Genomic DNA, 25,521 nt, shown 5'->3' with positions numbered 1-25,521 from the left:
CATCATGCGGTTCTCAGAACTCGTAGTCGGATCTCAGCCCCCTCGGAGGAGGCCCGAGCGGCGTCGGCGGACGGCCGGTGCCCTCGCATTCGCGATGCTGACCGCCGGCATTCTGCCCGCGGTCGGCGCACAGCCGGCGCAAGCACGACCTGACGGTACGACTCCGTCGATCGAGATCCAGGCCGGCTATCTGGACCTCGAGCTCGACAGGACAGGGACGGTCGTAGGCCTGGAGGACGTCAGGACCGGGGTCGACCACATCGCGCCCGGTCATGCGGCGTCCCTGGTCAGCCTGGTCGTCGACGGCAAGCAGCAGAGGCCGACCACGGTTCACCGTTCCGGACCCGGGGGCCAGATGCTCACGTTCCGGAACGAGGCGGCGCATTGGAAGATCCAGGTGAAGCTGGTCAGCAAGCGCGGCGGCTACACCACGTTCGAAGCGGTCGCCATCGACGCGCCGAAGGGCGTCGATGTGCAGACCCTGCTCTGGGGTCCACTGGCCACGTCGATCTCCAAGACGGTCGGCACATCGGTGGGCGTGGTCCGCGACGACGATTTCGCCATCGGGCTCCGACCGCTGACCGACCGTACCGAAGGCGCCTGGCCGCAGGAGGACCAGGACATGGGCTGGGAGAGCGAGGTCGATCGCGATCCGGACCATGTGAGCGTGGGTTCCCTGGAGGAGTGGAGCGCGGCAGGCGTGACCCCCTGGGGTTCCGTACTGCGCGCCTTCACCTTCGACTACACCAAGGAACGCCACCGCAAGGTACGCGGTTATCCGATCCCGGTCGGGCCACTGCCCGGCCGGGACGGCAGGATCGCCGGTTCCAAGATCGCACTTTTCGGAGCCTCGCCCGAGGCGACTCCGACCATCCTGTCCAACATCGCCACGGGCGAGAAGCTGCCCTACCCAAAGCTGAACGGGCAATGGCAGAAGGCCTCCCAGGCGAGCAGCCAGTCATGGTTGGTGCTCGGCGACCTGCAGACCGACAACATTCCGGCGGCGGCCCGATTCGCCAAGGCGGCCGGCATGAACCGCATCTACTCACTTACCAGCAGCTACGGCCCATGGGAGTCGAGCGGCCACTACAAGTTCGACTCCAGCTTGGGCGGGAGCGACGCCGGGGCCGCGGCAGCCGTGAACATCGCCAAGGCAAACGGTGTACAGCTCGGCGTGCACACCCTGTCGGACTTCATCAGCACCGGCGACGAGCCCTACGACTGGGCCCGGTTCCCGCGAGACGACTACCTCACGCCACCCGCCGACGACCGGCTTGCGACGGGGGGCAGCGCCTCGCTCACCCGTCCGTTGACGGCCGGCGACACCACCGTGTACCTCGACTCCGGCGCGCTGCTTGCTGCGGGCCTGAGCTACAACTACTTGCGCATCGGGGACGAATTCGTCAGCTACGGAGCGGCCGAGCAGGTGGGGAAGGAGTGGAAGCTGACCGGCGTGCAGCGCGCGCGATGGGGATCGGTCGCGGTCTCACACCCTGAGGGTGACCACACCGCCCGAGTCGTGGCCAACAGCTACGGCGGCGCGATCGGTGGCCATGCCGTCCTCGACGAGATCAGCAACAGGCTGATCACCGCATGGAACAAGACCGGCATCACCGGTATGTCGTGGGACGGCCTGGAGTCGGCATCGGAGTCCGGCTGGGGCGCTTACGGCATGGCTCACCTCGTGAACGGGACGTTCCGGCACATCGATGCCAAGGACCGATTCATCTCCGAGACCAGCCGGATGACCTCGAACACCTGGGACGCGCTGACCCGGGCCAGCTGGGGTGAAGTCGGCAGCACCTCGATGGAGCAGGTGTTCACTAACAACAAGTACCTCCAGGCGAACTTCCTCCCCGGCATGCTCGGCTGGATCAGCCTCAACGGCTCGGACAGCCTGCTCACCATGGAGTGGAAGCTGGCTCGAGGCGCCGGCCTGAACGCCGGGACAGGCTTCCAGAGCTCGGTCTCCCGCCTCGAGTCGGGCGGGGAGAACACGACGCGGCTGCTCGACGCCATTCAGCAATGGGAGACGGCACGCAACCTGGGCGCGTTCACCGCGGAGCAGCGGGCGCGGTTCCGCGACCTGAAGACGAACTGGCACCTGAACGTGGTCGAGCCGGGCAAGCGCTGGTCCTTGCAGGAGCTGGACGCCGACGGCAAGCCGGTCGGCACCCCCGAGGTAGTCGTCGCTCCGACCCCGGAGCTCGACGCCGGACCGCTGCCCGCGGCAGCCAAGGGAGCCCTGTACGAGGCGACCGTGAAGACCAACACGCCGGCGACCACGCGATACGTGGTTACCTCGGGGGCCTTGCCCGCGGGGCTCGTACTCAATGCCGATACCGGCGGAATCGTGGGGACACCGGTCACTGCGGGAGCGGCGCGGTTCACGGTCACGGCGTACCAGAGCTCCGGTCAGCCGACAGCGCAGCGCGACTACGTGATCGAGGTCGGCAGTCACTGAGCTTGTAGGCGTGGTGTCGTCAGGGTGAGTCCAGTGCCGGCAAGGCATCCGTCAATAAGGTCGGGCCGGTACTGGACCTGGCGCAGTCCCGGTGGGCGCCGTCGAGCAGGCGGATGTAGTCCGTCTCGCTCAGCGAGCGGCGCTCGCCCTTGCGGCCGGCGTGTCGGCGCAGCCGGTAGCACAGGCGGGTGGGCAGGCCCGGCCTGATGCACAGCAGCCCGGCCACCGAGAGGCGGCCACGGCTGCACCCGGGCACACGCACCGTCGGGGTGATCCCGCGCCGGCCCCAGGTGCGGCCCTTGGGCGGCCGACCGGTTACGCCCGCTTCATCCTCGAAACAGATGAACGAGCCGGTCGTCACCCGGAGGATTTTACCTCCTGCCAGGTCGCCTCCCGCCATGCAGTAATCGCGTCTTCGTCGCGTTCGGCGGCGGGCCGGGCGGGCACCTGCACGCTGTAGCCCATCCGGTGCAGCAGCCGGGTGGCGCCGGAGACGCTGTAGGAGATGTGGAACTTCCGCCCGATCAGTGTGCGCACCCAGGCGACGGTCCACACCACAGGGGTCACCTCATCCACGCCGAAGCCGAACGCCGCAACATCACCGTCCACGTCCTGCTCGATTTCGTCCACGTCGCCGAATACAGCTGGACCGCCGCCCACGCCTTCCACACACCCGGCAGCCGCGAGGCCGAGACCTGGGCCGCGACCACCTGACCACGATCCTCGCAGGCCAGGCCAGGCCGACCGCGCCGCCCATGACATGCTCGCCCAGGCCGCCCGCGAACGCTTGCCCGCTCCCGCCGCGAGGCCGTCACCGCATGCCACCACTACCTCACCGGCCACCTCGACCAGCTCCACTACGACACCGCACTCGAAGCCGGCCGACCCATCGCCACCGGCGCCGTCGAAGGCGCCTGCCGCCACCTCAGCGGCGACCGTCTCGACATCACGGGAGCCCGCTGGGGCCTCGAAGGAGCCGAAGCCGTCCTCCGTCTCCGCGCTCTCACCGCCAACAACGACCTCGACACCTACTGCGCCCACCACACCGCACGCGAGCATGAACGGCTCTACACCAGCCCCGACCAGGCCGAATTCAGACTGACCGCCTGATCCGAGATGTTCACCTCAGAAAAATCACACCCACCGAGGGCTCGTAGGGGCCGGTGGTAGTCGCGGCCGGTGTGGCGGAGGGCGGCGGCGATGTTGGTCTGGCCGTCCTGGCGGAAGACGCCGATGGCGAGGTTGCGCAGGGAGGCCATGGCGCGCGGCAGGGTGCCGGTGCGGACCTTGGAGTAGTCCTCGCGGAACGTGCGGTCCCGCACATGGTGCAGGAGGTTCTCGATACCCCAGTAGCCTCTGATCCAGGTGGCGAGCTCGGTGCAGGTGACGTCGAAGACCTCAGGCCGATGATCAGGTAGACGCGCTCGATGGTCAGCTTCCCGGTGCTCAAGTCGCGTCGCCACCGTACGACTTGGATCGCCTGGCGGGCGCCGGGGTAGTCGAGGTGGCTGAACGCGGCGACCTCGAGCCGGCGGATCTCGTCGCGGTAGTGGGCGTGGTCGCGAGTGCGGTGCCCGAGCGGGATGTCCCGCCAGGGCAGCTTCCTGACCTGGGCGTACAGGCCCGGATGATTCTTCTTCACGACGGCCACGTAGTGCGCGCCGCGACTGGTCGGATAGGCCCCGTGGTCGTGCTGGGTGTGCAGGGCGTCGGCGGTCACCACCGTGTTCTCCAGCTCGAGACCGTCCAGCAACGGCGCGAAGGAGGGGATCTCGTTGCTTCTGGAAGCGACCTGCCACTGGGCCAGGACCACGCCGTGGTGGTCCATCGCCCCCAGCAGCTGGATCGCCGCGGCCTTTGCGGTTCGCGATCCGCGGACCACCTTGCCGTCGACCGCGATCACCCGTCGCACCGGCCCTTTCTCCGCCTCCGGCTCGACCGGGGGCGGCATTCTGCCCTGCAAATACGCGCTGATCGCCGCGTCCAGCGCGTCACCGTCCACACGCTGCAGCAGGCCGCGCACGGTTGCGGCGTGCGGCACCGGCCGCAGACCGGTAAGTGGATCGGCAGCGAAGCCGAGGACGCCCAGCACATGCTGCGGGGCATCCGTGATCCACTCGCTGATCGCGATGAGCGAGCGAGCCCCGGTCAGCACCGCCGAGACGGCTGCGCACAGCAACGCGAGGGCCGGATACCGCAGTCCTCGCGCATCGCGGGGATCGGCGACCAGGATCAGGAAACGCCACAGGTCAGCGACATCGCTTGAGGTAAGGGGATCCGTCGGGGAGCCCAGTTGCTCCAGTGCGGAACGGATGAGCGATGATGTTCGGGCAGGCACGGTCTCGCTCGGTTCTCATGGGTCTCGACAACCACATGATCACCAGCACCGTGCCTGCTCTGCTCCCCAGGACCCCTTGCACACAACGGACATGACGCCACGTCACTCACGAGACCGGCGAACCGGACCAGTCCCAATCACGCAATGCCCCTGGGCCACATCCCCTTCGATGCCGAAGCCGCCAACCTGTTCTTCCAGCTCATATCGAACAGATATGAACGTGCGTCCGTGATCGTCACCAGCAATAAACCCTTCGGACGCTGGGGAGAGGTCTTCGGCGACGAGGCCGTCGCCGCCGCCATGATCGACCGCCTCGCCCACCATGCTGAGGTCCACTCCCTGAAAGGCGATTCGTATCGCATACGCGGCCGCGGACGGCAACTCGGCCGCGTCCCCACCGCGACTGAAGAAGCCGACTGAACCACCACAACCACAGGCCACGTGGGTCACGATTCAATCGGCCGAAGTGGGTCCAAGTTCAGACGCCCCGACAGCTCTCGGCGTCGCTTGAATTCTGGTTCTGGATCACTTTCCGTGCTCAGGCCACGGAGGGTCACCACAACCGCAATCATGAACGGCCGTGGCTGATGTACTCCTCCAGGACCTGTGGTTCCACCGGGTCGAAGGCGCTGTGATCGAAGACGTCGTATCCGACGGTGAGTTCGTGGTCGTTCAGGCCCGCGCGTCAGCGGACCGGGCTGTGTGCCCTGCCTGCGGAACGACGTCGGCCCGGGTGCACAGCCGGTACGTGCGTCGGCTCGCCGACAGCGCGGTCGGCGGCCGTCCCGTGGTCATCGAGTTACGGGTCCGCCGGTTCCGCTGCCGCCAGGGCGCTTGCCCGCAGACAACGTTCGCCGAGCAGGTTGAGGGGCTGACCTTCCAGCATGGGAGACGCAGCGCCGGGCTGCAGTCGGTGCTTGAGCGGCTGGCGGTTATGCTGGCCGGCCGAGCCGGTGCCCGCCTGGCACACGCACTCGCCGTCCGGGCCAGCCGGTCGACGCTCCTGCGGCTGATACGCCGTCTGCCGGACCCTGCAGCGCACACTCCGCGGGTCTTGGGCGTGGATGACTTCGCGCTGCGCAAGGGCCACAATTACGGCACCATCCTGATCGACATCGATACTCGCCGTCCCGTCGATCTGCTGCCTGACCGGACCACGGCGACAGTGGCCCGGTGGCTCACCGACCATCCCGGCGTCGAAGTGATCTGCCGGGACCGCTCCACTGCCTATGCCGAGGCCGGACGGCTCGGCGCCCCGGACGCGATCCATGTCGCAGACCGCTGGCACATCTGGAAGAACCTTGCCGAGGCCGTCGAGAAGACGGTCACCCAGCACCGCGCCCTTCTGCGTGAACCGCAGGACATCGCCCCGGTTCGCACCGCTGTGCTCTCCAAGACCACGGAACTGGCACCGGAATTTCCGGCCGAGGCGCGACAGTCCGGCCGCCTGTCCGATCGGGTGCGCGAGCAGCACGCGACCGTTCACAACCTGCTGGACGAGGGACTCGGGCTGCGAGTCATCGCCCGCCGGCTCGGCCTGGCTCGCAATACTGTCCGCCGACTCGCCCATGCGGCTACCGCGGACGAACTACTCGTCGGACGCTGGACCGGCCGCACCAGCATCCTCGATCCCTACAAGCCTTACCTGCACCGGCGGTGGGCCGAGGGCTGCACCGTCGCCCGCCGCCTGTTCGAGGAACTCCGCGAGCGCGGCTACCGCGGCGGCGAAAGCGTCGTCAAGAAGTACGTGCAACGGCTCCGGGAAGCCTTCCCGCACGACGATCCGCCCCGCAAGAACCCGTCCACGCGTGACGTGACCAGCTGGATCACCCGCCGCCCCGACCGCCTCGACGACGACCAGGCCCAGCAGCTCAAGAAGATCTTCGCCCGCTGCCCCGAGCTCGACCGAACCGCCGAACACGCGCGCGCGTTCGCCGAGCTCATGAACAACCGCCAGGGTCGGCAGCTGGGCCAGTGGATCGAGCACGTCCAGGCCGACGAACTGCCAGCCCTGCACACCTTCGTCAACGGCCTCGGCCAGGACCTCGACGCCGTCGTCGCCGGCCTCAGCCTCCGCTACAGCTCCGGCGCCGTCGAAGGTCACAACAACAAGATCAAGATGCTCAAGCGACAGATGTTCGGCCGGGCCAATTTCGATCTGCTCCGCAAGCGGGTCCTCCTCGCGGCGGGAGGCCGTTCATGATTGCGGTTGTGGTGACCCTCCGTGGCCTGAGCACGGAAAGTGATCCAGAACCTGAATTCTGACCCTCTGACGGTGTATCAAAAGTGACCCACTTGGTGATCTTCGCCTGAATCTGATCCCCGGCCCACATTCTCACACCCGCCCTGTCATAGAGGCAGTGTGAGAGGTCACGAACCCCCGTCGGCTTGTGCCGACGGGGGTTTGCTACACCAGGGCCCCCTCAGAACCGTACGTGCGCGTCATCCGTGCATACGGCTCAAGCAAGCCCTGAAGGCTCTCGGGTCTGCAGGGCGACCTCGTTTTCCGACACGTTCGCGCGTCGCAGGCACGAGGCGTGAGCGAGGCGGAGTTGGATCTCCTCCGGTGTCTTCTCTCCCTGATAGGCGATGTGTCGCGCCTTGATCGCCTTCCGGGTGCTCCGGAGCCATTGCTCCCATCTGGTCGGGGACTGCGGAGATCGGTCGGCGTGCAGCAGCAATTGCCCGCAGAGCTGGCAGTGGCCCTTCTGTGTCTGCAACAGACGCAGGGTGGCCCGGTCCAGCGGCGGGGGTGTGCTCTTGCGTCGCCGCTCGGCCCAGTAGTCGGCCAGGGCCGGATCGTCCGGGGACGATGCGCCCCTGACCAGCTTCTGGCGGAGCGCTTGCCGACCTGGTGGAAGGCGAGCAGGACCGGAGGGTGCACGCGCTCGTACCTCTCCGAGGCGGGCGCGGACCAGCGGGTGCGCCACAGCGGCTTGTCGATGCCGTCGGTGTCCTTCTCTCGTCGACGGCGGCGAGGACCAGGCGCTCAGCGCCCCTCAGCGGGCGGGCATCGCCGGTCCCGCCGCAGTGCGCGCACCGTCCCGAGCGGGCTGTCCCGGGCGTTCCGATCGTGTGGGCGGCGCCCAGCAGGAGGCGGGTCAGTCCACGCAGATGGTCACCGTGCCCGGACAGGTCCTGGCGCTTGCCCGCTCGGGTCCTCGGGGCGGTCGGCCCAGGCCGCGGCGGGTAGGCCGTGCCCGCCGGCATTGGTCACCGTCCGGCCTGGACGAACCCTGCTATGCGCGGTCACGTTCGTCGGCCAGTCACCGTTCACGTGGCCTCCTTGGAACCTACGACAGGTCATATGTCAAGCAGCGACTTGCCGACACTTCCCGGCGACCCACCGCCACAGCGGGTGAGTAGACGTCAGAAGATCACCTGCAAGGGCTAATAGTCTTTCAATCTCCCACGTTCGAGGCGACTTTGACGGTTAGTCAGCTCTGCTTCGGAGCGGCATAAAGGGGCTCTGTATACCCGATCGGCCCCACGAAGCCGAGGGTCCCGAGTTGCTCGATATGACAGGAATAGGGGGTGTTAGTACGTTCAATCACGCACCGGCTGTCACAGCGGGACTGTCTCACCGGCTGTCACAGCGGGACTGTCTCTGAGTCCGAGAAGGAGAACAAGCGACATGATCATGACCCGTTCCCACGCGATCGCCACGGCCGTCGCGGCCGCCGCGGCACTGACCGCGACCGGCATCACCTACGCCTCCGCCGTCCCCGCCCCCCGGGCCCAGGCTCAGGTGGCCCCGGCCGCCGTCCTCGCCCAGGCCCCCATGGGCGGGGAGGGCGGCAACACGGGCAAGGGCAACGAAGGCAACGAGCGCCGGGGCAACGAAGGCAACGAGCGCGAGGGCAACGAGCGCGAGGGCAGGCGCCATCACGAAGAGGGCAGGATCCACATCAACGAGCGCGAATTCTCCGGCCGCCCGGACGGCTGCATCACCGTCGTCAGCGGCCTGGGCGCCAAGAGCTTCAACATCCGCAACGACAGCCGCAACGAGGTCGAGGTCTTCCGCGGAGCCGTGTGCGACAACGGCGCCCCCATCGCCACCGTCGGCCCGCACAGCTCTGCCAGCGGCGTCTGCCCGGGCAAGGGCGAGGGCAAGGGCGAGGACGAGGACGAGAACTGCGAGAACGGCGAGCACCACGAGAAGAAGCACCACGAGAAGAAGCACGACGAGGAGATGAATGGCGGCGTGAAGGTCAAGAACGGAGTCATCGCCAGCTTCCGCGTCATCAAGCGCCACCACAACGAGAAGGGCGAGGGCGGCGAATTCGGCGATTACTAAAACCAGCGACCGCCTGATGCGCATGCTGGAGAACTCCGGCCCGCCGTAATCGGGCCGGGGGCCCTCCGGCCAGGCGCACAACACAGAATCCCGGCCCGCCGTAATCGGGCCGGGATTCTCGTCTGGCCCCGGCCCGAGGATATCCCTTCTCGGAACATCCAGCTCGGGACCGCGGAGGTGCGTGGAGGCGTCGACGAGGGCGGTGTACAGCCGTACGGGCATGGAACCGATCCACGCGCAGCACCTCAGCGAGCCCGGGCTTGTCGTCCTCGACATCGCCGCAGCCGACGAAGCAACCGCCCAGGCGGTCATGACCGCACTCGAACAGCAGTGGGCCACATCAGGGATCGGGCCCGTACGGAAAGTGCCCGGTGAACCAGGAGCCAAAGCACGCATGTACGCGGACACCCGGCGGCTCCCTGCCGAGTAAACCGACCACCTTCACCAGGCACCAAGCCGGAGCCCGGGCCAGTCAGCCGCCGGGCGCGTGGCGGGTGAGGTGGGAGCGGGCGCAGCTCCGCTCTCCTGCTCGCTCCGTCACCGCCGAGCAGGAGGACAGTCTGTCTGCGTTAGTGCTTCGTCGAGCTGGCCGCCGGTGACGGCATGCATGATGCGTCGGCTGGTCGAGTAGCCGAAGGCAGGGACGAGCGCCAGGTAGGCCGCGAGGCCGGCGGCATGAGTGGCGGTGCAGTCCCGGTACCCCGTCCGGCTGCGGTGGGGGCCGGCGGGATGATGCCGGCGGCCTCGTAGTTGCACGCAGAGGACGTCCTGTCGGTGTTTGAGCAGGCTGTTCCCGACGATCCGCACCCCCGTGCGACGATTGACGCGGCCTGGACGTTCATCAACGGTGCCAACAGGACGAAATTGCAGCGCGTCACTTCCCTCGACGCTCACCGAGCCGCCCGGTCCGCGCCCTCCGAAGCCGCACGACTGGCCGCGCGATCCACCGGCGACGCCGCATCGGCCGCATACTTGCACCCCATCGCCCAGGCCGGCCAGGTCGGCCACATCCTGCGGGCCTGCGCGAGCGCTGCGCGTATCGGGGAGGTGGAGGCGGGCGGTGATCCCGCGATCGGGGATGCCCTGCTGGAACGGTCGCGGCAGCGTGCGACACCGGTGCTCATCGATGTGCTCTGCCGCTACCCGCCCACGACAAGCGACAGCAGTCGTGTCGCCCGGCTGATGAGCACTCTGGATCAATCCCTGCGCCAGGCGGCTGACCGGCCGCCAGGGCACACCGCCGCGAGTGGCACCGATGTGCGCAGGAGGGAGTGCACTTCATGATTCTCCCGATGGTCCGCGACCCTCGCTTCGTGAGGATCCGCCGTGGTGGGACTCTCACTGATGCGGATCACCGTCTCCTCGCTCTATGGGCTGCCGCCTGCGCAGAGCACGTCCTTGGCCTCTTCGAGTCGGCCCAGCCTGGGGACCCGCGACCGCGCCAGGCGATCGAGCATGCCCGGGCCTGGGTACGTGGCGAGGTCAAGATGATGCAGGCCCGCGCGGCGGGCGGGCATGCGATGGGGGCAGCCAGAGACCTGCGTGGGGCAGCACGGCATGCCGCGTACGCCGCCGGCCAGGCCGGGGCCGTCGCACAAGGGCGAGATCTCGCTGGCCGTCTGCATATCGTCGGCTTCGGCCTGCCCAACGCCATCGAAGCTTCGGCATCGTTGCCCCCTGGCCGCCGAGGGCACTCGCCCCTCCTGGACCAGCCTCGCGATGCTTGGTGCCCCCGGCCTTGAGGTGACCGGCGCCGCCGCACCTCGCGGCCGGGGACGGCACTGACCTCCAGCACCGGGGCGACGATGGCTGGCTGCGGCCCCAGCCCGCAAGCACGCGCCTCATATCCACGCGTGCGACTGTTGCTCTGAATGTGACATATGTGGCATGAGTGGAAATATGGGATGCATGGTAGTTGGTGCTGGCGAGAACTTCTTAGCTGAACCCCCTGCTGGGAGGGCTCAGACAGGCGAGAGGAGCGCATCATGATCGCCAAGCTGCTCGGCAAGCTGTCCTTCACCCGCCACTACGGTGCGTACGGAGAACACGACTGGGGTGCGTAGGGCTGCGACGACCGGGTCTGACCGCACTGCCGGCGGGAGCCCTCGGGCGCCCGCCGGCTCCTAGCCACGCTGCCGACGATTTCGGCCTGGACAGGTACGAGAGTCAGGGGCGATCCCATGGGCCGAATGAATGAGCCGCCGCGGTTGCCCGAAGGCAGCTTCGCGGCCTGGAGCCGCGACCGGCTGGCACTGGCGCGCCGTGGCGCTGCCGAGTGCGGGGACGTCTGGCAACTGGAGCCGGGTGTCTACGTAGCCGCTACGGCCGGGCCGTGTGAAGCAGTCCTGCGCCGCGCGCAGGACTTCCCCAAGCCACCCTCGCCTCTCTTCCCGCCGTTGAAGCGGTCGAGCGGAGCACCGACGCCTGAGGAGCGTGCGCACGCTCACGCTGCCCGCATGCGCGGACTACGCCCGCAGGCGGTTGCAGCCCGGATCGGTGAGATAGCGCCCGGGACCGCTCAATTTGCTGACCAGTGGCCCACGGGCCAGGACGTCGAGATTCTGCCCCCGGTCCGGCATGCCCTGGCAGAGATCGGCGTGCGCTACCTCTTCTCCGAAGATGCTCCCACCCTGCTGCCCTTTGCCTCACAGCTCTTCCTGGCCCGGGAGGTGCTCGTACGCCCCTCGCGCTGGGTATGGCCGCGCTGGGTTCCCACACCGGCACGGCGGTTCCGCACAAGGCAGCAACTCGCCTTCATCAACGCTTTGCGGCCCATCGTCCGCCGACGCCGTTCATCGGGCCGGCTCGGTGACGACGTGCTGGGACAGATACTCCGGCCCTCCTCCCGCTATGGCCTACTGCCGGAAGAGGCCATCCTCGACCCTCTCCCCGGAATCACCCTCGCCACCTTCGAGACACCTTCCCGGGCAGCCGGATGGATCCTGCTCCACCTGGCCCGGTACCCCCAGGCAGCGGGCCGCGTCGCGGCCGAATCCGTCTTGCTGCCGGCGGACCCGGCCGCGACGACCAGCACCCACCTCGACAGCCTGCAATACACCCAGGCACTGGTACGCGAGGTGCTCCGCCTGCACCCCCCGAGCTGGCTACTGACCCGGCGCGCCACGCGACAGACTCAGCTCGCCGACTACACCATCGACGCCGGGTCCACCGTTCTCGTCTGCCCCTACACCGCCCACCGCGACGCACGGGAACACTCCGAGCCGGACCAGTTCCGGCCCGAGCGCTGGCTCGATGATTCGGGCTCGCCGGCGAAACCCGGGGTCTTCCTCTCCTTCGGTACCGGGCCGCATGGCTGCGAGGGAGCCGCTCTGGCCATGGTGATGCTGACGCTCCTGACTGCGCAGACCGCCCGCCGCTATCACTTGAGCGAGCCGCCCGGACCGGAACCCAGCTACCAGGTCACCACCTTCGAAGGTCTCGCAACTGTCGGCCTGCGCCTGCGTGCCACCTTGCGCAGCTGAGGGCAGTCCTGCTTTCAGTGACAGGCCGCCTCCACCCGCGAACCGACGCGGCTTCCCTCACCTCCGCTGGCTCCGCCGCCGATCACCTGACAGCCGCATGGCAGGCCGCGTATGGATTGCAGCCTGATCCGGTACGGGCATACAGCGAAGCGATCAAAGCTGTGGAGTGCGTGGCGATCCTTGAACCGGTCGCAAAGGCCGTCTGACCTGAAGGTTCAGGTGGTGTGCGGTATGTGCGCTGTAGGCGTTACGGGCGATATCTTGGCGCTGAAATGACGCTCTCCGAGGCATCTTGACGCTCGTTCTGATGAGTCGTCAGGATATTTGGATCGCGGGTCAGATGGTTTGCCGTCCCCGCGGCAATGGGCGGTACGGCCTGAGGCGGGTCACTGCACTGGAGGCCCGGTTCATCGCCCCACCCCAATCGAGCACATCGATATTGGCCGACCGGACAGATCCCACCGCGGCGCAGTTCATGATGCTGGGCAGATGCGTCGACTGGAGGTGTCCGCCGTGACAGAACACCGCGCCGTGGTGAATCGAACCACTGGGCAGGAGGACGGTGCCCGGCCGGAGAGCCGGGAACGAGAGCGTGCGACCGCGATGATCGCAGACATCGAGCGGCTGGTGCGCTGCGAGTCCCCCTCGGACGACCTGGCCGCAGTCGCCCGCAGCGCCGAGTTGGTGGCCCGGATCGGCGCCGGTCACCTCGGGGCCGAGGCGGAGCGGGTAGTCATCGACGGATGCACGCATGTGCGGTGGCGCTTCGGCCGGACCCCGCGCGTGCTGCTCATCGGGCATCACGACACGGTGTGGCCGGTCGGGTCGTTGAAGAGCCATCCGTTCGAGGTTCGCGACGGAGTGCTGCGCGGCCCCGGTTGCTTCGACATGAAGGCCGGCCTGGTGATGGCGTTCCACGCCTTGGCGGACCTGATCGGCACGGGGGCACGGACGAGTGTGTCCGGACCCGGGGCCGCGCATCCGCTGGACGGTGTGACCCTCCTCATCACCGGTGACGAGGAGCCGGGTTCGCCCTCGTCCCGGGAGCTCATCGAGGGCGAGGCCCGCTCCCACGCTGCCGCCCTCGTACTGGAGGCCGCCGGACCGGGTGGGGCCCTGAAGACGGAACGCAAAGGGGTGTCGCGCTACGAGGTGCTGGTTCGAGGACGTGCCGCCCACTCCGGCCTTGAGCCGGAGCGTGGCGTGAACGCGACGATCGAGGCCGCCCACCAGATCCTGGCCGTGGCCGCACTGGGCGATGCGGCACACGGTACGACTGTCACGCCGACCCGCCTGGAGGCGGGCACCACGAGCAACACCGTCCCCGCCTCGGCACGCTTCGACGTCGACGTCCGCGTACGGGACGCGGCAGAGCAGCACCGTGTGGACCGAGCGATGCGCGACCTGCGGGCCCGGCCGGCCGGCGCAGCCGTGGAGGTCACAGGTGGTGCGAACCGGCCGCCCTTGCAGGCCACCGCATCGAAGGATCTTTTTGCGCGGGCGTGCCGGCTCGCGACGGACCTCGGGCTCGGCCCGCTCACGCAGGTGGCCGTCGGCGGCGCCTCCGACGGAAATCTCGCCGCGGGAGTCGGCACCCCCACCCTCGACGGCCTGGGAGCGGTAGGCGGCGGCGCGCATGCCGACGACGAACATCTGCTCGTCGCGGAGCTGCCGCGGCGGACCAGACTGCTCACCGCGTTGGTGGCCGACCTCCTGGCACCGCAGGACGGCTGTCCGCCCGGACGAAGCGGGAGCCCGCATCCTGTGCCCTCGAACCAGCTGCGCGAAGATCGGGGTTGAAACCATGACCCGCGTGACCGATCTCCTGCGCGACCGCACCGAATCCCCGCCCGTCGACGCGGCGTACGCCGCGGCTGAGACCGCCGCGCGCGTTGCGGGCATCGACATCCGTTCCCTGGACAGTGTCAGTGAGCTTGAGGCCGCTCGGCGCCTGTACGAGCAGATCTGGCGCACCGGCGAGAACAGTCCGGTGGTGACCGCCGACCTGCTGCGTGCGCTGGCGAAGGCGGGCAGTTACGTCAGTGGCGCCTTCGTGGGGGACGAACTGGTCGGCTCCTGCTTCGGGTTCTTCTCCCCGCCGGCGCGCGCGGCCATGCACAGCCACATCGCAGGGGTGCTGCCCCACGTGCGGCGGCGCAACGTCGGCTTCGCCCTGAAACTGCACCAGCGGGCCTGGACGCTGGCGCGGGGTGTGGGCGAGATCTGCTGGACGTACGACCCCTTGGTGCGCCGCAACGCGTACTTCAACATCGTCAAACTCGCTGCCGAGCCTGCCGAGTACCTGCCGGACTTCTACGGCCCCATCGACGACGGGATCAACCGCAGCGACGACAGCGACCGGATTCTGGTGCGGTGGCGTCTGGCGTCCCCGGACGCCGAGTCGGTCTGCGCCGGGCGGCCCAGACCGGCCGACGCGGAAGTCGCCCGGTCGCGCGGAGCGACCGTCGCCCTCGGAGTCTCCGCCACGGGCGCGCCGTCGGTGGGGCGCACCGGCGGCAACGCACGCACCGTACTGGTGGCCGTACCCGAAGACATCGAGGCACTGCGCGAGAGCGACCCGGCGTGCGCCGTGAGCTGGCGCACGGCGGTACGGGGCGTGCTGGGCGGACTGCTCGCCGACGGCGCGCGGGTGCGCGGCTTCGACCCGGCGGGCTGGTACGTCGTGGACCGCGGAAGCCCGACGCAGGTCGCCGACGGTACGCGCCAGCACGGAACACACCACAACGAAGCGCCACAGGAGACAGCGTGAAGGTCACCGGAGTCGAACTGCGCACCATCAAGGCACCCCTCGTATCCCCGTTCCGCACCTCGTTCGGCACCGAGACCGTGCGGGAGGCCCTCCTGGTGCGCGTCGTCACCGACGAGGCCGAGGGCTGGGGCGAGTGCGGCGCGGGCACCGCTCCTCAGTACTCGTCGCAGTACACGCACGCCGCCGCGGACGTTCTCAGCCGCTTCCTGGTCCCGGCGCTCGCCGGGGTGGCCGACCTCGACGCCCACCAGGTCGCCCCGGCTCTGGCCGTGTTCAAGGGGCACCGCATGGCCAAGGCCGCCCTGGAGACGGCGGTGCTGGACGCGGACCTCCGGGCCCGGGGAGTGCCCCTCGCACACGCCCTCGGCGCGGTCCGCGACAGAGTGCCGTGCGGGGTGTCGGTGGGGATCACGGAGTCGATCCCCGCGCTCCTCGACGCCGTCGCCGGATATCTGGACGCCGGCTATCTGCGGATCAAGCTGAAGATCGAACCCGGCTGGGACATCGAGCCGGTGCGCGCCGTCCGCGAACGGTTCGGCGACGTCCCGCTGCAGGTGGACGCCAACGCCGCCTATCGCCGCGGCGACGCCCGCCATCTGGCCCGGCTCGACCCGTTCGCCCTCCTGATGCTGGAGCAGCCTCTCGCGGAGGACGACCTCCTCGGCCACGCGGAACTCGCGAAGCGCATCACCACCCCGATCTGCCTCGACGAGTCGATCGTCTCCGCCCGCGCCGCCGCCGACGCTCTCGCGCTCGGCGCCTGCCACGTGGTCAACATCAAGCCGGGCCGCGTCGGCGGCTATCTGGAGGCGCGGCGGATCCACGACGTCTGCGCGGCGCACGGCGTCCCCGTCTGGTGCGGCGGCATGCTCGAGACGGGACTGGGCCGCGCCGCCAACGTGGCGCTTGCCGCACTGCCCGGGTTCGTGCTGCCCGGCGACACCTCGGCCTCCGACCGCTACTACCGGACCGACATCACCGCACCGTTCCACCTCGTGGACGGACACCTCGCCGTGCCGACCGGGCCGGGCCTCGGCGTCACCCCCGTCCCGGAGATTCTGGACGAGGTGACGGACTCGACGACCTGGGTGCCCGTCCCCTGAGGCCCTCACCGCGCCGGTCCGTTCGTCCGTGTGGACGAACGGGCTGGCATCATTACGTCATGCGCGACCAACTCCGATGCCGGTGGGCCGGGCTAGTTTCGGCCCCGTGCTCATTCCCGTGACCAGCCTTCCGCGAGCAAGCCTCGCGCGTGTCCTGGAGGAACTCGGTTCCACCCTGCTCGACGTGGTCTGCGGTGACGTAGAACGCGCCGACGGCATCGGCGGCGTCGTCATCCACGACCCACTCGACGAGCCGGAACTCCCGGACAGCGCACTGGTACTGGGCGTAGCCCTGCACGACCTCTCCGACATCGCCCGAGTCGTCACCCGCCTGGGGCAGCGCGGCGCCGCCGCCCTGGTGGTCCGCGCGCCTGTCACCGCCGACGAGGCGCTGATCGATGCGGCCGAGGCGTCGGGCGTGGCCGTGCTCTCCTTCGCCCGCGGCGCCTCCTGGACGCACCTGGCGGGGATGCTCCGGACGCTGACGACCGACAGCAACCGGCATGACATGGGTGGTCACACGGCCGACCGGATCGAGTCCGGCGACCTCTTCGCGGTCGCCAACGCGATTGCCGCGCTGCTGGATGCGCCCGTCACCATCGAGGACCGCAACTCGCGCCTGCTGGCTTTCTCCAGCCGGCAGGAGGACATCGACCCCTCGCGGGTCCAGACGATCCTTGGCCGGCAGGTCCCCGAGCACTACACGCGCATCCTTGAGGAACGCGGGGTGTTCCAGGCGATCTACCGCAGCGACCGCCCCGTCTTCGTCGCGTCTCTCCCCGAGTCGGGCGACACGACACAGCCGCCCGAACTGCCGCGCGCGGCGATCGCCGTGCGCGCCGGGGACGAGATCCTCGGCGCGATCTGGGTGGTTGTCGCCGAGCCGCTGAGCGAGGACCGCAGCGAAGTGCTCTACGAGGCGTCCAAGCTGGTCGCGATGCACATGGTGTGGCAGCGCGCGGACGCGGACATGGAAAGGCGGCAGCGCGCGGAGCTGCTGGCCACCGCACTGGAGAGCGGCCCTGGATCACCCGAGGCGATCCGCCGCCTCGGCCTGAAGGACGAGCCCGCCGTCGTTCTCGCACTCACCGTCGTCGACGCGGCGAATGAACACCGGCTGCCCGCCCGTACCGCCACCGAACGCAAACGCCTCACTGACGCGTTCGCCATGCATCTGGCCGCGGTGCACCCGCGCGCCACCGCGGCGCTGATCGGCGACATCGCGTACGGCATCCTGCCCCTTCTTCCGCAGAACCGGCACGATGCCGAGGAACGGGCGGCCCGCATCGCCACCGAGTTCCTGGCCCGCGTGGGCTCCCGGCTGCGCCCCGTGATCGGCGTAGGGCCATACGCCGAGGACAGCGCGGCGCTGGCCCGGTCGCGTACCGGAGCCGAACGGGCGTCGCGCGTCCTGCGGTCGGGAACCGCCGGGCAGCCGGTCGCCCGCCTGGACGACGTCCACGTCGAGGCACTGCTGCTGGAGCTCGCCGACCTCGTCCCGCGCGGGGACCTGCCCAGCGGCGTCGTCGCGCGCGTCATCGCCTACGACGAGATCCATGCAACCGACCTGGCCGATACGCTGCGGAGTTGGCTCGACGCCTTCGGCGATGTCGCCACGGCAGCCGCCTCGATGTTCGTGCACCCCAACACGTTCCGCTACCGGCTTCGGCGCGCGGCGGAGGTCGGCAGGATCGACCTCAATGATCCGTCCGCACGTCTCTCGGCCATGCTGCAGCTGCACCTGATGTCGCTCAGGTCCGCCCCGGACGGCGGATGATCGGACAGGCCGTCCCGCCCGCTCATCCGGAAGCTTCCTGACGGCCCAGACCGAGTGTCCTGATCAGAAAGGCCAGCCACTCGGCGTCCTGTGCGGTCGCGACCTCGTACGACGTCGCCGCGCCGTGCCCGGCGTTGTCGAAGACGTGCAGGAGGATCGGCGCGTCCCCTTCCTGTGCCGCCTGCAGGCGGGCGGCGAACTTGCGCGCATGCCAGGGAGGACACCGCGGATCGGTCGCCCCGGCCTGAAGATAGATCGCCGGGAAGACGCCGGGCCCGACCAACTGGTAGGGCGAGAGCCGCAGCAGCCGCCGTACTTCCGCAGGATCGTCCGGATCCGCCCACGCCTTGCGGATGACGAAGTCCAGATAAGGGTCGCGGGTGCCCCCGATGAGGTCGAGGAGCGGCGCCATCGGCAGCACGGCACACCACAGCTCGGGGCGCGTCGTGAGGGCGACCCCGCACATGAGACCGCCGTCGGAGCCACCGGTCAGCGCGAGCCGCTCGGGTGTGGTGAGCCCTGTGGCGATGAGGTGCTCGGCAACGGCGATGAGGTCGCGGTCGCGCACGTGCTTGCGTTCCCGGTGCGCGGCCAGGTACCAGTCGCGGCCGAACTCGCCGCCCCCGCGCAGATGCGCCTGTACGAGCACGCCGCCGGCCGCGACGAAGGCGGCCATCTCGGGCTGGTACTGCGGCAGCAGAGGCACGTTCGCCGCTCCGTACGCGGAGATCAGCGTGGGCGCGGGCTGCGTCGGGTCGCTGCCCGCCGGTCGCACCACGTGGTAAGGGATCTCCACGCCGTCGAGTGCGACGGCCCGCTCGAACGTCACGTCGGCGTCGAGGGTGACCGCCGGGGCCGACAGCGTCTCGATGTCCGCCTCTCCCGGACGGTGCCGATAGACGCCCCAGGAGCTGGTCGGGGTGGAGAAGGCGAAGACGAAGTCGTCCGGGGGAGAGCCCACGGCCAGGCCGGTCAGGGCGAAGAACGGTGCGGAGAGCGCCCCCTGCCCGGGCAGCGGAACCTCCCCGGTGACGGCGCCGGAGCGGTCGAGGATCCGTACCCGGGCGCACGTCTGGTCGAACTCACTGAGGTACAGATGGTCACCGACCGGAGACAAGGACCGCAGCACCGTCTCGCCCTCCGGCACCAACTCCGTCCACGAGGCAGGGTCGTTGGGGTCGGCGGCGTCCAGGGGGAGCGCAACCACGCGCCCGCGTGGTGCCGCTACATCGGTCACCGCGATGTAGCGGTCGCCGACGATGTGTCCGGCGACGGTCCCGGCGCAGTCGGTGACGAAGGGACGCCAGGGGGTGGCGGGCCGGGACAGATCGCGTACGGCGACCGGAACAGGACTGCCCACCCGGTGACTTGCGACGACCCAGCGGCCGTCGGCCGAGAACTGCACGAGTGTGTACTCCTGGGAGCCCTCACCGACCGGGATCGGTTCCACCACGGTGCTGCCCGCGCTGTCCCGCGTGGCGATCCGGTGGCGGTACACGGCCTGCCGGAACTCATGCGGCGAACCGGTCAGGGCGAGGAAGAAGAAGCCGCTGCTGTCGGGCAGCCACGACACGCCACCGGCCCACGCGCTGTGCAGGACCTGCCGCGGCGCGCCGTCCAGTACGCGCCCCGAGTCCACGTCGATGAGCCGGACCGTGTTGTGCTCGCTGCCGTCGGTGCAGACGCCCAGGGCCAGGACGCGACCGTTCGGCGACGGCGCGAGCCACGACAGGAACGCGGGGTTCTGCCCGTCGCCGAACGCGGTCAGGTCGACCACCGGTCGGCCCGCGCCGAACGGCCGGTCGGCGACGACCACGCTGGGCGCCGCCGCACCGGGTGCGTTCACGGCGCGGAACCAGCGGCCCGCCGTGTACCTCGGCAGTGCCGGGCGGGACCCGGCATCGTAGGTCTCGATCAGCTTCCGTACGGCCGCAGGGTCCTGCCCGTCGTAGGCGATCGAAGTGGCGAGTTCGGCCTGTCGGCGCTGCCACCGCTGTACCTCGTCGGTCTCCGGCTCCAGCCACCGGTACGGGTCCGGCACCCGGACGCCCGCGACGTCCTCGAAGGCGTCGACGGTCCGCGCGGGCGGATACGGCGGAGGGCTGCTGTTCACTGTGACTCCGACTCCTCGGTGTCCCGGAGACCGTCGAGGTCTCCGGGACGCATGGACTGATCTGCTGGTGCATCTGCGTCCGGGGCCGCCTCGAAGCCCGCTCGCGCGGCCGCGACGAACTCGGCACGCAGCCGCTCGAACGCCCCGGGGATCCGGTTCACCTGCCGGACGTGGAGCAGTGCGTCATAGGCAGCCGGGAAGTCGTCGACGGGGTCGAGCTCCCCACCGGCGAGCGTCCCCTCGACGCCGTCGAAGAACCCGGCGGGCGCGCGGCGCGGATCGAGGAGAGTCACCTCCGGGCCGAGACGGTCGAGCCGCGATTCGACGGACTCCGGCGTCAGGGTTCGCGCCCCGAGCGTGACGTCGCAGTCGAACGGACGCGACGACCGCTGGGTGAAGGTGACTTCGGGCCCGGAGCCGTACGTCATCCCGATGACGACGAGGTCCGCTCCCAGCTCGGAGGAGAGCAGACCGCCCAGGGTCGGCCGACCGTGCAGCGGTGTACGGCGGACGTGTGCGTTGTGGGCGCTCACCACGACGCGCCGCTCCCGGCGCAGGATCCACTCCACGCTGCGCGCCATGAACGCCTCCCGCGGATAGGGGCCCTCCGAGGAGGTCCCGTCCTCGTCGGCCTCGGCGACGAAGGCTTCGAGCGAGGCCGCGCACCACAGGGCGATCTCGGCGTCCTCGTCGTCCGGGCCGCTGTGCCGGCGGTAACGGAGTGCGCGCTCGTCCAGTCCGCGAAGGCCGTCGAGCAGCCGGGCACGGTCCGAGGAGGACATCGCCGCGTAACGGACCGCCGCCTGCGACCGGTCGCCCAGATCGCTCAGCCGCCGCAACTCCTCGTCGCCCGGACGTGCGGGCAGCCGGTCGAGGCAGGCACGGACCGCCGGGCCGGGGGAGGTGGACGAGCCGGGCAGGTCCATTCCGTAGAAGGCGACCTTCGCCGACCCGCCGGAGTTGCGCCGACGCATCCAGCGCAGTTGCCTCCGCATCGGCTCGCACTCGCCGAAGCGGTAGGTGATGCCGTCCCGGGCGACGGTCTCGACCCGTCCCGGCCCGCCGTCGATCCACTCGTCGACGGCCAGCCCCTCGGCGAATCCGGACTCCAGGACCAGCCCGGTGAACCCGCACTCCCGGACCAGGAACCGGAACAGCAGGTCCCTGAGCCCGTAGAACTCCGTGATGTTGTGCGCGCCCTCACCGAGCGCCACCACCCGTGCTCCGCCGATCAGTTGACGCAGCGCAGCCATGTCCGCAGACGTGTCGTGGAACGCATCCATGACGGCTCACCACCTTCCCGCGCGCGGCATTCAGTTGTGGAAGTACCAGAGTTCCGGCGTATACAGGAAGCTGAGCAGTGAGCTGAACGACGACGGCGGCCCGGAGAGGCTGTTCTTCCACACGACAAGGGTGTGCGGAGTCGGGAAGTAGAGCACCGGCAGGTCCTTGCCGAGGTGGGTCACCTCGGCCGACAGGGCCTTGGAATCCGCTCCGAACGTCGACGCGTCGATCAGCTTGTCCGCCTCGGCGTCGCGGTACCCGCCGAGATTGAAGCTGCCTCCCGTGTTGAACACGGTGTTGCTGCTCGGGTATCCGGCCGCCAGGTACAGCGGTCCGTAGTCCTGTGCCGCCCACTTGTTCTTGTTGGCGGGCGCGAAGGAGTTGCCGTAGTTGGTGTACAGGTAGTTGAGCGACTTGCTCACGAGCGTGACCTTGAGGCCCAGCTTCTTGGCCTCCGATGCGAAGGCGGTGCCCCGGGCGCCGACGTACGCCGGGGTGTTCGCGGAGGCGAGGGAGAAGTCGATCGTCTGCCCGCGCGGGATGCCCGCTCCGCACTCGCCGGCCTCGGTGCCCGAGTGTCGGCAGGTGGTGGCGCCGCCCGGCTCGACCTTCCAGCCGTGGTCGGTGAGCAGGTTCTTGGCGGCGGCCGGGTCGTACGGGTAGGGCGCCTTGTCACCGAACGCGGGCGGGTATGGGGAGTCGCTGCCCGCGGTGGTGTAGTTGGGGGAGGCGGCACCGTTGTACACGCCCCGGCTTCTGATGTAGCCCTGCTGGTCGATCAGGTGTTGCAGGGCCTGGCGGATGTACGGCTGCGCGATCACCTTGTCGAAGTGGTGGGTGGTGTTTTCGAAGTTCAGGACCAGCGGGTCGAACCGGGCGGGCGCCGGGGCGCCGTAGACGTGGTAGCCCTTCTTCTTCAGCGCGCCGATCTGCATGATGAAGCTGGAGTCCAGCGTTCCGACGGTCAGGTTGCCGGCCTTGAACTGGTTGAGGACCGCCGGGGCGGAGGTGAACGACTTGAAGTCGACCCGGTCGAGCCGTGAGCCGCCCGGGCCGCTGTAGGACGTGTTGGGGACCAGGGAGAACGAGCCGGTCGTGGGGTCGAAGCTCTTGAGACGGTACGGGCCGTTGACCACCTGCCAGAGCGGGTTGTCGGCGAATGTGGCCTGGGACTCCGACTGCTTGGTGAGGTAGGTGTAGATGGCCTTGGCGTTCTTCGGCCGCGTGTAGTCCAGGTGCGGCCCCGAGGTGCGGGCGATGTTCCACTCCTTGGAGGGCATCACGTACAGCAGGGTCAGCATCGACATCAGGTAGGACGGGTTGTACGCGGTCGTGGACCTGAGGGTGAGCTCGTCCGACGCGGTGGCCTTCGCGGTGATGCCGTCGGGAAACTGCCCCGGGGTGTAGAAGCTCCAGTTGGCCGGGCTCTCCTTGAGCGCGGCCTTCAGCAGGGCCAGGGAGAAGACGACGTCGTCGGCGGTGACCGGCCTGCCGTTGGACCATGAGTAGTGCTTCATCTTGATGCTCACGGTCTTGCGGTCGGTGCTGTAGCGGGGCGCCTCGGCCAGGCTCAGTGCGGCGTCCGCGATCTGGTCGCCCTCACCACTGGGGCGGTAGAGGGAGCGCCACAGGAGCCCCCGGGCGATGACGGTGCCGTTGGCGGACGCCGGCGGATACGGATAGATGTAGTTGGGGCTGAGCCCTGGAGTCAGCGCGACCGTGGCCGTGCCGCCGTCCTTGGGCTTCCCGGACTCCTTCGGCAGGGTCTTGTAACCGCCCTGCAGATCCTTGGCCAGGTCGCCGCCGGTGCACGCCGTGGCCAGTACGGCGAGCACGGCGGCGAGCACCGCGAAGCGGCGTCCTCGCGCCTTGCCGGGCACATGTGTCATGGATGGCTCCCTGCGAGGTGTGGTGGAAGAGGGTGAAGAGGTGACGGTCGTGGCGAGCGGCCTCAGCCGGCCCGGTGACCGACCGCGTCGCGGAACGCGTCCGCCAGCAGGTTGAGCCCCAGCACCGTGACGATGACGCAGATGCCGACGGGATACACCAGCCACCAGTAGTCGGCGGAGATGAACGTCGCGCCGTTGGCAAGCTGGCTGCCCCAGTCCGCGGTCGGGTATGTCAGGCCGAAGCCCAGGAAGCCCAGAGCGGCGACGACGAGGATCGCGTCGGCTACCTGGAAGGTGATGACGACGATGATCACGCTGAGCGCGTTCGGAATCAGGTGGGTGAGGATGAGCCGTGGGCGGGAGGCCCCCATCACCCGGGCCGCCAGCACGAACTCCCGTACCCGCAGGGTCAGGACCTCGCCGCGGACGAGCCGGGCGGAGACCAGCCAGGAGAACCCGCCGATGACCAGGCTCAGCGACACGGCGTTCGCGTGGAAGCGCACCGAGAGGATCAGGACGAAGAAGAGGAAGGGGACCGACAGCAGGGTGTCGACCACCCGCATCAGGAACCCGTCGACGATCCCGCCGGCGAGTCCGGCGACGGCGCCGTAGACCGTACCGATCGTGGTGGCGAACAGCGCGGCGAGCAGCCCGATCTGCAAGGACACCCTGCCGCCCGCCATGAGGCGGCCGAGTACGTCGAACCCGTTGAGGTCCGTCCCGAGCGGATGCTCGGTGCTGGGCGGCAGAGCCGCGTTCACCAGATCCACGTCGGTCTGGTTGGTCTGGTAGAGCAGGGGGCCGAGGAAACAGAACCCGACGACGAGTATCAGAAGCAGCCCGCCGGCGAGGCCCAGCGGGTGGTGCCGCAGTGCGCGCAGCACCGGTTTCGGAGTGAACCGCTCGCGCACGTCGGTCGGTTCGACCGGGTCGGCTGCTGACGGCGCCGTGGCGCCCGCCTCCAGGGCCCCCGCCGTGTCCGTCTGTCGTGAGGTCATTTGTTCAACTCGATTCGGCTGTCGGCGGCGGCGACCGCGATGTCGGCGACGAAGTTGCCGGCCACGGTGAGGACGCCGCCGATCAGGGTGTAGGCGAGGAGCACCGGGTAATCCTCGTGCTGCAGGCTGTTGAGGAACAGCAGGCCGAGGCCGGGGTAGTTGAAGAGCGACTCGACGATCAGGTTGCCTGCCAGGAGGCTGGGGATGAGCGTGCCGACCAGCGTGATCAGCGGCAGACAGGCATTGCGCAGCAGGTGGCGCGTCAGGACGCTCCGCTCCGGGAGCCCTTTGGCCCGGGCGACCCGGATGTAGTCCTGGCCGAGCTGGTCGAGAGCCGACGAGCGCTGGTACTGGGAGAAGATCGCGACGCTGGTGATGGCGAGCGTGATGACGGGCAGGGCCATGGCGCGGGGATCGGTGAGGACCACCCACGAGGAGTGCGACTGGGACGCCTCGGCAGGGAAGAACGGCAGGGACTGGCTGAACACGGCGATCAGGATCAGGCCCAGCAGGAACGACGGAGTCGCGTAGAGCACGTAGGAGGCCGCCGTGGCGGCGCGGTCGACGAGACTGTTGCGGCGGACCGCCTGGAGGACGCCGAGCGGGACGGCGATCAGCAGCGCGAGGACCAGGCCGGCGAGCGACAGCATCGCGCTGCGGCCGGCGTTCTGCTGCAGTACCGCCCCCACGTTCTCGTTGAGCTTGTAGGACCTGCCCAGGTCACCGTGGGCGAGCTGGCCCAGATAGCTGAGGTACTGCACGACGAGCGGCCGGTCGAACCCGTGCTCCCGGTTGAAGTCGGCCACGGCCTGGGGGGACGCGCGCTGTCCCAGGACCACGCGGCCCGGGTCGTCCGAGACCACGTGCAGCAGGAAGAACACCATCGCGGAGATGCCCAGCAGGACGACGAAGGAGATCGCCAGCCGTCGGACCACGTACCAGCTCATGCGTGACCATCGCCTCTCCGGGAGATCCGTGGGGTCCCTGATATGCAGGGGAGTGGTGA

At 69.2% G+C, this 25,521-nt stretch carries 19 protein-coding genes and 2 pseudogenes; 13 read left to right on the top strand and 8 right to left on the bottom strand.

Annotated features, from left to right (window positions below):
- Nucleotides 1-4 precede the first annotated feature (4 nt).
- Nucleotides 5-2,464 carry an Ig domain-containing protein gene (locus NRF20_RS02670; protein ID WP_413751914.1) on the top strand — a complete coding sequence of 820 codons (2,460 nt, stop codon included), beginning with the start codon at nt 5-7 and terminating at the stop codon, nt 2,462-2,464.
- Between the two features lie 19 nt (nt 2,465-2,483).
- Here NRF20_RS02670 and NRF20_RS02665 read toward each other — a convergent pair whose 3' ends face one another.
- Together NRF20_RS02665 and NRF20_RS02660 are read right to left on the bottom strand one after the other, a co-directional pair.
- Nucleotides 2,484-2,825 (bottom strand): hypothetical protein, encoded by a 342-nt coding sequence (locus tag NRF20_RS02665; protein WP_398632837.1) that lies wholly within the window; start codon nt 2,823-2,825, stop codon nt 2,484-2,486.
- Complete coding sequence (locus NRF20_RS02660) at nt 2,822-3,001, bottom strand: winged helix-turn-helix domain-containing protein (RefSeq protein ID WP_398632836.1); 180 nt, start codon at nt 2,999-3,001, stop codon at nt 2,822-2,824. Before NRF20_RS02660 ends, NRF20_RS02665 begins: the two co-directional genes overlap by 4 nt.
- A gap of 6 nt (nt 3,002-3,007) precedes the next feature.
- On the opposite strand from NRF20_RS02660, the pseudogene NRF20_RS02655 reads away from it, so the two are divergent.
- A pseudogene (locus NRF20_RS02655) lies at nt 3,008-3,574 on the top strand (ISKra4 family transposase); the annotation flags it as partial.
- Between the two features lie 10 nt (nt 3,575-3,584).
- Here the strand turns inward: NRF20_RS02655 and NRF20_RS02650 are convergent.
- Entirely contained in the window at nt 3,585-4,802 is a 1,218-nt protein-coding gene (locus tag NRF20_RS02650) for an ISAs1 family transposase (protein ID WP_398632835.1), read from the bottom strand.
- Between the two features lie 144 nt (nt 4,803-4,946).
- Here NRF20_RS02650 and NRF20_RS02645 point away from each other — a divergent pair, with 144 nt between their 5' ends.
- The 11 genes and pseudogenes from NRF20_RS02645 (at nt 4,947) to NRF20_RS02595 (ending at nt 18,231) form a co-directional block, all read left to right on the top strand.
- Nucleotides 4,947-5,222, top strand: coding sequence for an ATP-binding protein (locus NRF20_RS02645; protein WP_398632834.1), 276 nt, complete (start codon nt 4,947-4,949; stop codon nt 5,220-5,222).
- Between the two features lie 160 nt (nt 5,223-5,382).
- Nucleotides 5,383-7,005 carry an ISL3 family transposase gene (locus NRF20_RS02640; RefSeq protein ID WP_413751913.1) on the top strand — a complete coding sequence of 541 codons (1,623 nt, stop codon included), beginning with the start codon at nt 5,383-5,385 and terminating at the stop codon, nt 7,003-7,005.
- 1,431 nt (nt 7,006-8,436) lie between these two features.
- Nucleotides 8,437-9,099 carry a hypothetical protein gene (locus NRF20_RS02635; RefSeq protein ID WP_398634398.1) on the top strand — a complete coding sequence of 221 codons (663 nt, stop codon included), beginning with the start codon at nt 8,437-8,439 and terminating at the stop codon, nt 9,097-9,099.
- A 220-nt stretch (nt 9,100-9,319) separates the two neighbouring features.
- Nucleotides 9,320-9,529: a DUF6207 family protein gene (locus tag NRF20_RS02630; protein WP_398634397.1), complete on the top strand. Its 210-nt coding sequence runs from the start codon at nt 9,320-9,322 to the stop codon at nt 9,527-9,529.
- A gap of 320 nt (nt 9,530-9,849) precedes the next feature.
- Nucleotides 9,850-10,383 carry a putative immunity protein gene (locus NRF20_RS02625; protein ID WP_398634396.1) on the top strand — a complete coding sequence of 178 codons (534 nt, stop codon included), beginning with the start codon at nt 9,850-9,852 and terminating at the stop codon, nt 10,381-10,383.
- Nucleotides 10,380-10,694, top strand: a pseudogene (locus tag NRF20_RS02620) (putative immunity protein); the annotation flags it as partial. The gene NRF20_RS02625 and the pseudogene NRF20_RS02620, both read left to right, overlap by 4 nt.
- An 861-nt stretch (nt 10,695-11,555) precedes the next feature.
- Nucleotides 11,556-12,581 carry a cytochrome P450 gene (locus NRF20_RS02615; RefSeq protein WP_398634395.1) on the top strand — a complete coding sequence of 342 codons (1,026 nt, stop codon included), beginning with the start codon at nt 11,556-11,558 and terminating at the stop codon, nt 12,579-12,581.
- A gap of 603 nt (nt 12,582-13,184) precedes the next feature.
- Nucleotides 13,185-14,381 (top strand): M20 family metallopeptidase, encoded by a 1,197-nt coding sequence (locus tag NRF20_RS02610; RefSeq protein ID WP_398634399.1) that lies wholly within the window; start codon nt 13,185-13,187, stop codon nt 14,379-14,381.
- Between the two features lie 13 nt (nt 14,382-14,394).
- The gene (locus tag NRF20_RS02605; protein ID WP_398634394.1) at nt 14,395-15,351 is read left to right on the top strand and encodes a GNAT family N-acetyltransferase; all 957 of its coding nucleotides are present in this window, start codon (nt 14,395-14,397) and stop codon (nt 15,349-15,351) included.
- Nucleotides 15,348-16,454 (top strand): o-succinylbenzoate synthase, encoded by a 1,107-nt coding sequence (gene menC / locus NRF20_RS02600; protein ID WP_398634393.1) that lies wholly within the window; start codon nt 15,348-15,350, stop codon nt 16,452-16,454. The genes NRF20_RS02605 and menC overlap by 4 nt, the downstream gene beginning before the upstream one ends.
- A gap of 106 nt (nt 16,455-16,560) precedes the next feature.
- Complete coding sequence (locus NRF20_RS02595) at nt 16,561-18,231, top strand: PucR family transcriptional regulator (RefSeq protein ID WP_398634392.1); 1,671 nt, start codon at nt 16,561-16,563, stop codon at nt 18,229-18,231.
- Between the two features lie 22 nt (nt 18,232-18,253).
- Here the strand turns inward: NRF20_RS02595 and NRF20_RS02590 are convergent, their stop codons facing one another.
- The 5 genes from NRF20_RS02590 to NRF20_RS02570 form a co-directional block, all read right to left on the bottom strand.
- Entirely contained in the window at nt 18,254-20,344 is a 2,091-nt protein-coding gene (locus NRF20_RS02590; protein WP_398634391.1) for a prolyl oligopeptidase family serine peptidase, read from the bottom strand.
- A complete protein-coding gene (locus NRF20_RS02585) occupies nt 20,341-21,627 on the bottom strand; it encodes an erythromycin esterase family protein (protein WP_398634390.1) in 1,287 nt (428 codons plus the stop codon). Before NRF20_RS02585 ends, NRF20_RS02590 begins: the two co-directional genes overlap by 4 nt.
- Nucleotides 21,628-21,657: 30 nt before the next feature.
- A complete protein-coding gene (locus NRF20_RS02580) occupies nt 21,658-23,517 on the bottom strand; it encodes an ABC transporter substrate-binding protein (protein ID WP_398634389.1) in 1,860 nt (619 codons plus the stop codon).
- 62 nt (nt 23,518-23,579) lie between these two features.
- Nucleotides 23,580-24,515 carry an ABC transporter permease gene (locus NRF20_RS02575; protein WP_398634388.1) on the bottom strand — a complete coding sequence of 312 codons (936 nt, stop codon included), beginning with the start codon at nt 24,513-24,515 and terminating at the stop codon, nt 23,580-23,582.
- Entirely contained in the window at nt 24,512-25,462 is a 951-nt protein-coding gene (locus tag NRF20_RS02570) for an ABC transporter permease (RefSeq protein WP_266354649.1), read from the bottom strand. The genes NRF20_RS02575 and NRF20_RS02570 overlap by 4 nt, the downstream gene beginning before the upstream one ends.
- Between the last annotated feature and the right edge of the window lie 59 nt (nt 25,463-25,521).

The organism is Streptomyces sp. R-74717, assembly GCF_047305335.1.
In the GTDB taxonomy this organism is placed as follows: domain Bacteria; phylum Actinomycetota; class Actinomycetes; order Streptomycetales; family Streptomycetaceae; genus Streptomyces; species Streptomyces atratus.
The sequence above is the reverse complement of the archived record's forward strand: the minus strand, read 5'-3'. Positions and strand labels throughout refer to the sequence as shown.

Bases quoted from the DNA above. Each gene is read 5' to 3' on its own strand.
- NRF20_RS02670 (WP_413751914.1), top strand. From the start codon at position 5: ATGCGGTTCTCAGAACTCGTAGTCGGATCTCAGCCCCCTCGGAGGAGG.
- NRF20_RS02645 (WP_398632834.1), top strand. From the start codon at position 4,947: ATGCCCCTGGGCCACATCCCCTTCGATGCCGAAGCCGCCAACCTGTTC.
- NRF20_RS02635 (WP_398634398.1), top strand. From the start codon at position 8,437: ATGATCATGACCCGTTCCCACGCGATCGCCACGGCCGTCGCGGCCGCC.
- NRF20_RS02630 (WP_398634397.1), top strand. From the start codon at position 9,320: ATGGAACCGATCCACGCGCAGCACCTCAGCGAGCCCGGGCTTGTCGTC.
- NRF20_RS02615 (WP_398634395.1), top strand. From the start codon at position 11,556: ATGCGCGGACTACGCCCGCAGGCGGTTGCAGCCCGGATCGGTGAGATA.
- NRF20_RS02610 (WP_398634399.1), top strand. From the start codon at position 13,185: ATGATCGCAGACATCGAGCGGCTGGTGCGCTGCGAGTCCCCCTCGGAC.
- NRF20_RS02585 (WP_398634390.1), bottom strand. From the start codon at position 21,627: ATGGATGCGTTCCACGACACGTCTGCGGACATGGCTGCGCTGCGTCAA.
- NRF20_RS02580 (WP_398634389.1), bottom strand. From the start codon at position 23,517: ATGACACATGTGCCCGGCAAGGCGCGAGGACGCCGCTTCGCGGTGCTC.
- NRF20_RS02575 (WP_398634388.1), bottom strand. From the start codon at position 24,515: ATGACCTCACGACAGACGGACACGGCGGGGGCCCTGGAGGCGGGCGCC.
- NRF20_RS02570 (WP_266354649.1), bottom strand. From the start codon at position 25,462: ATGAGCTGGTACGTGGTCCGACGGCTGGCGATCTCCTTCGTCGTCCTG.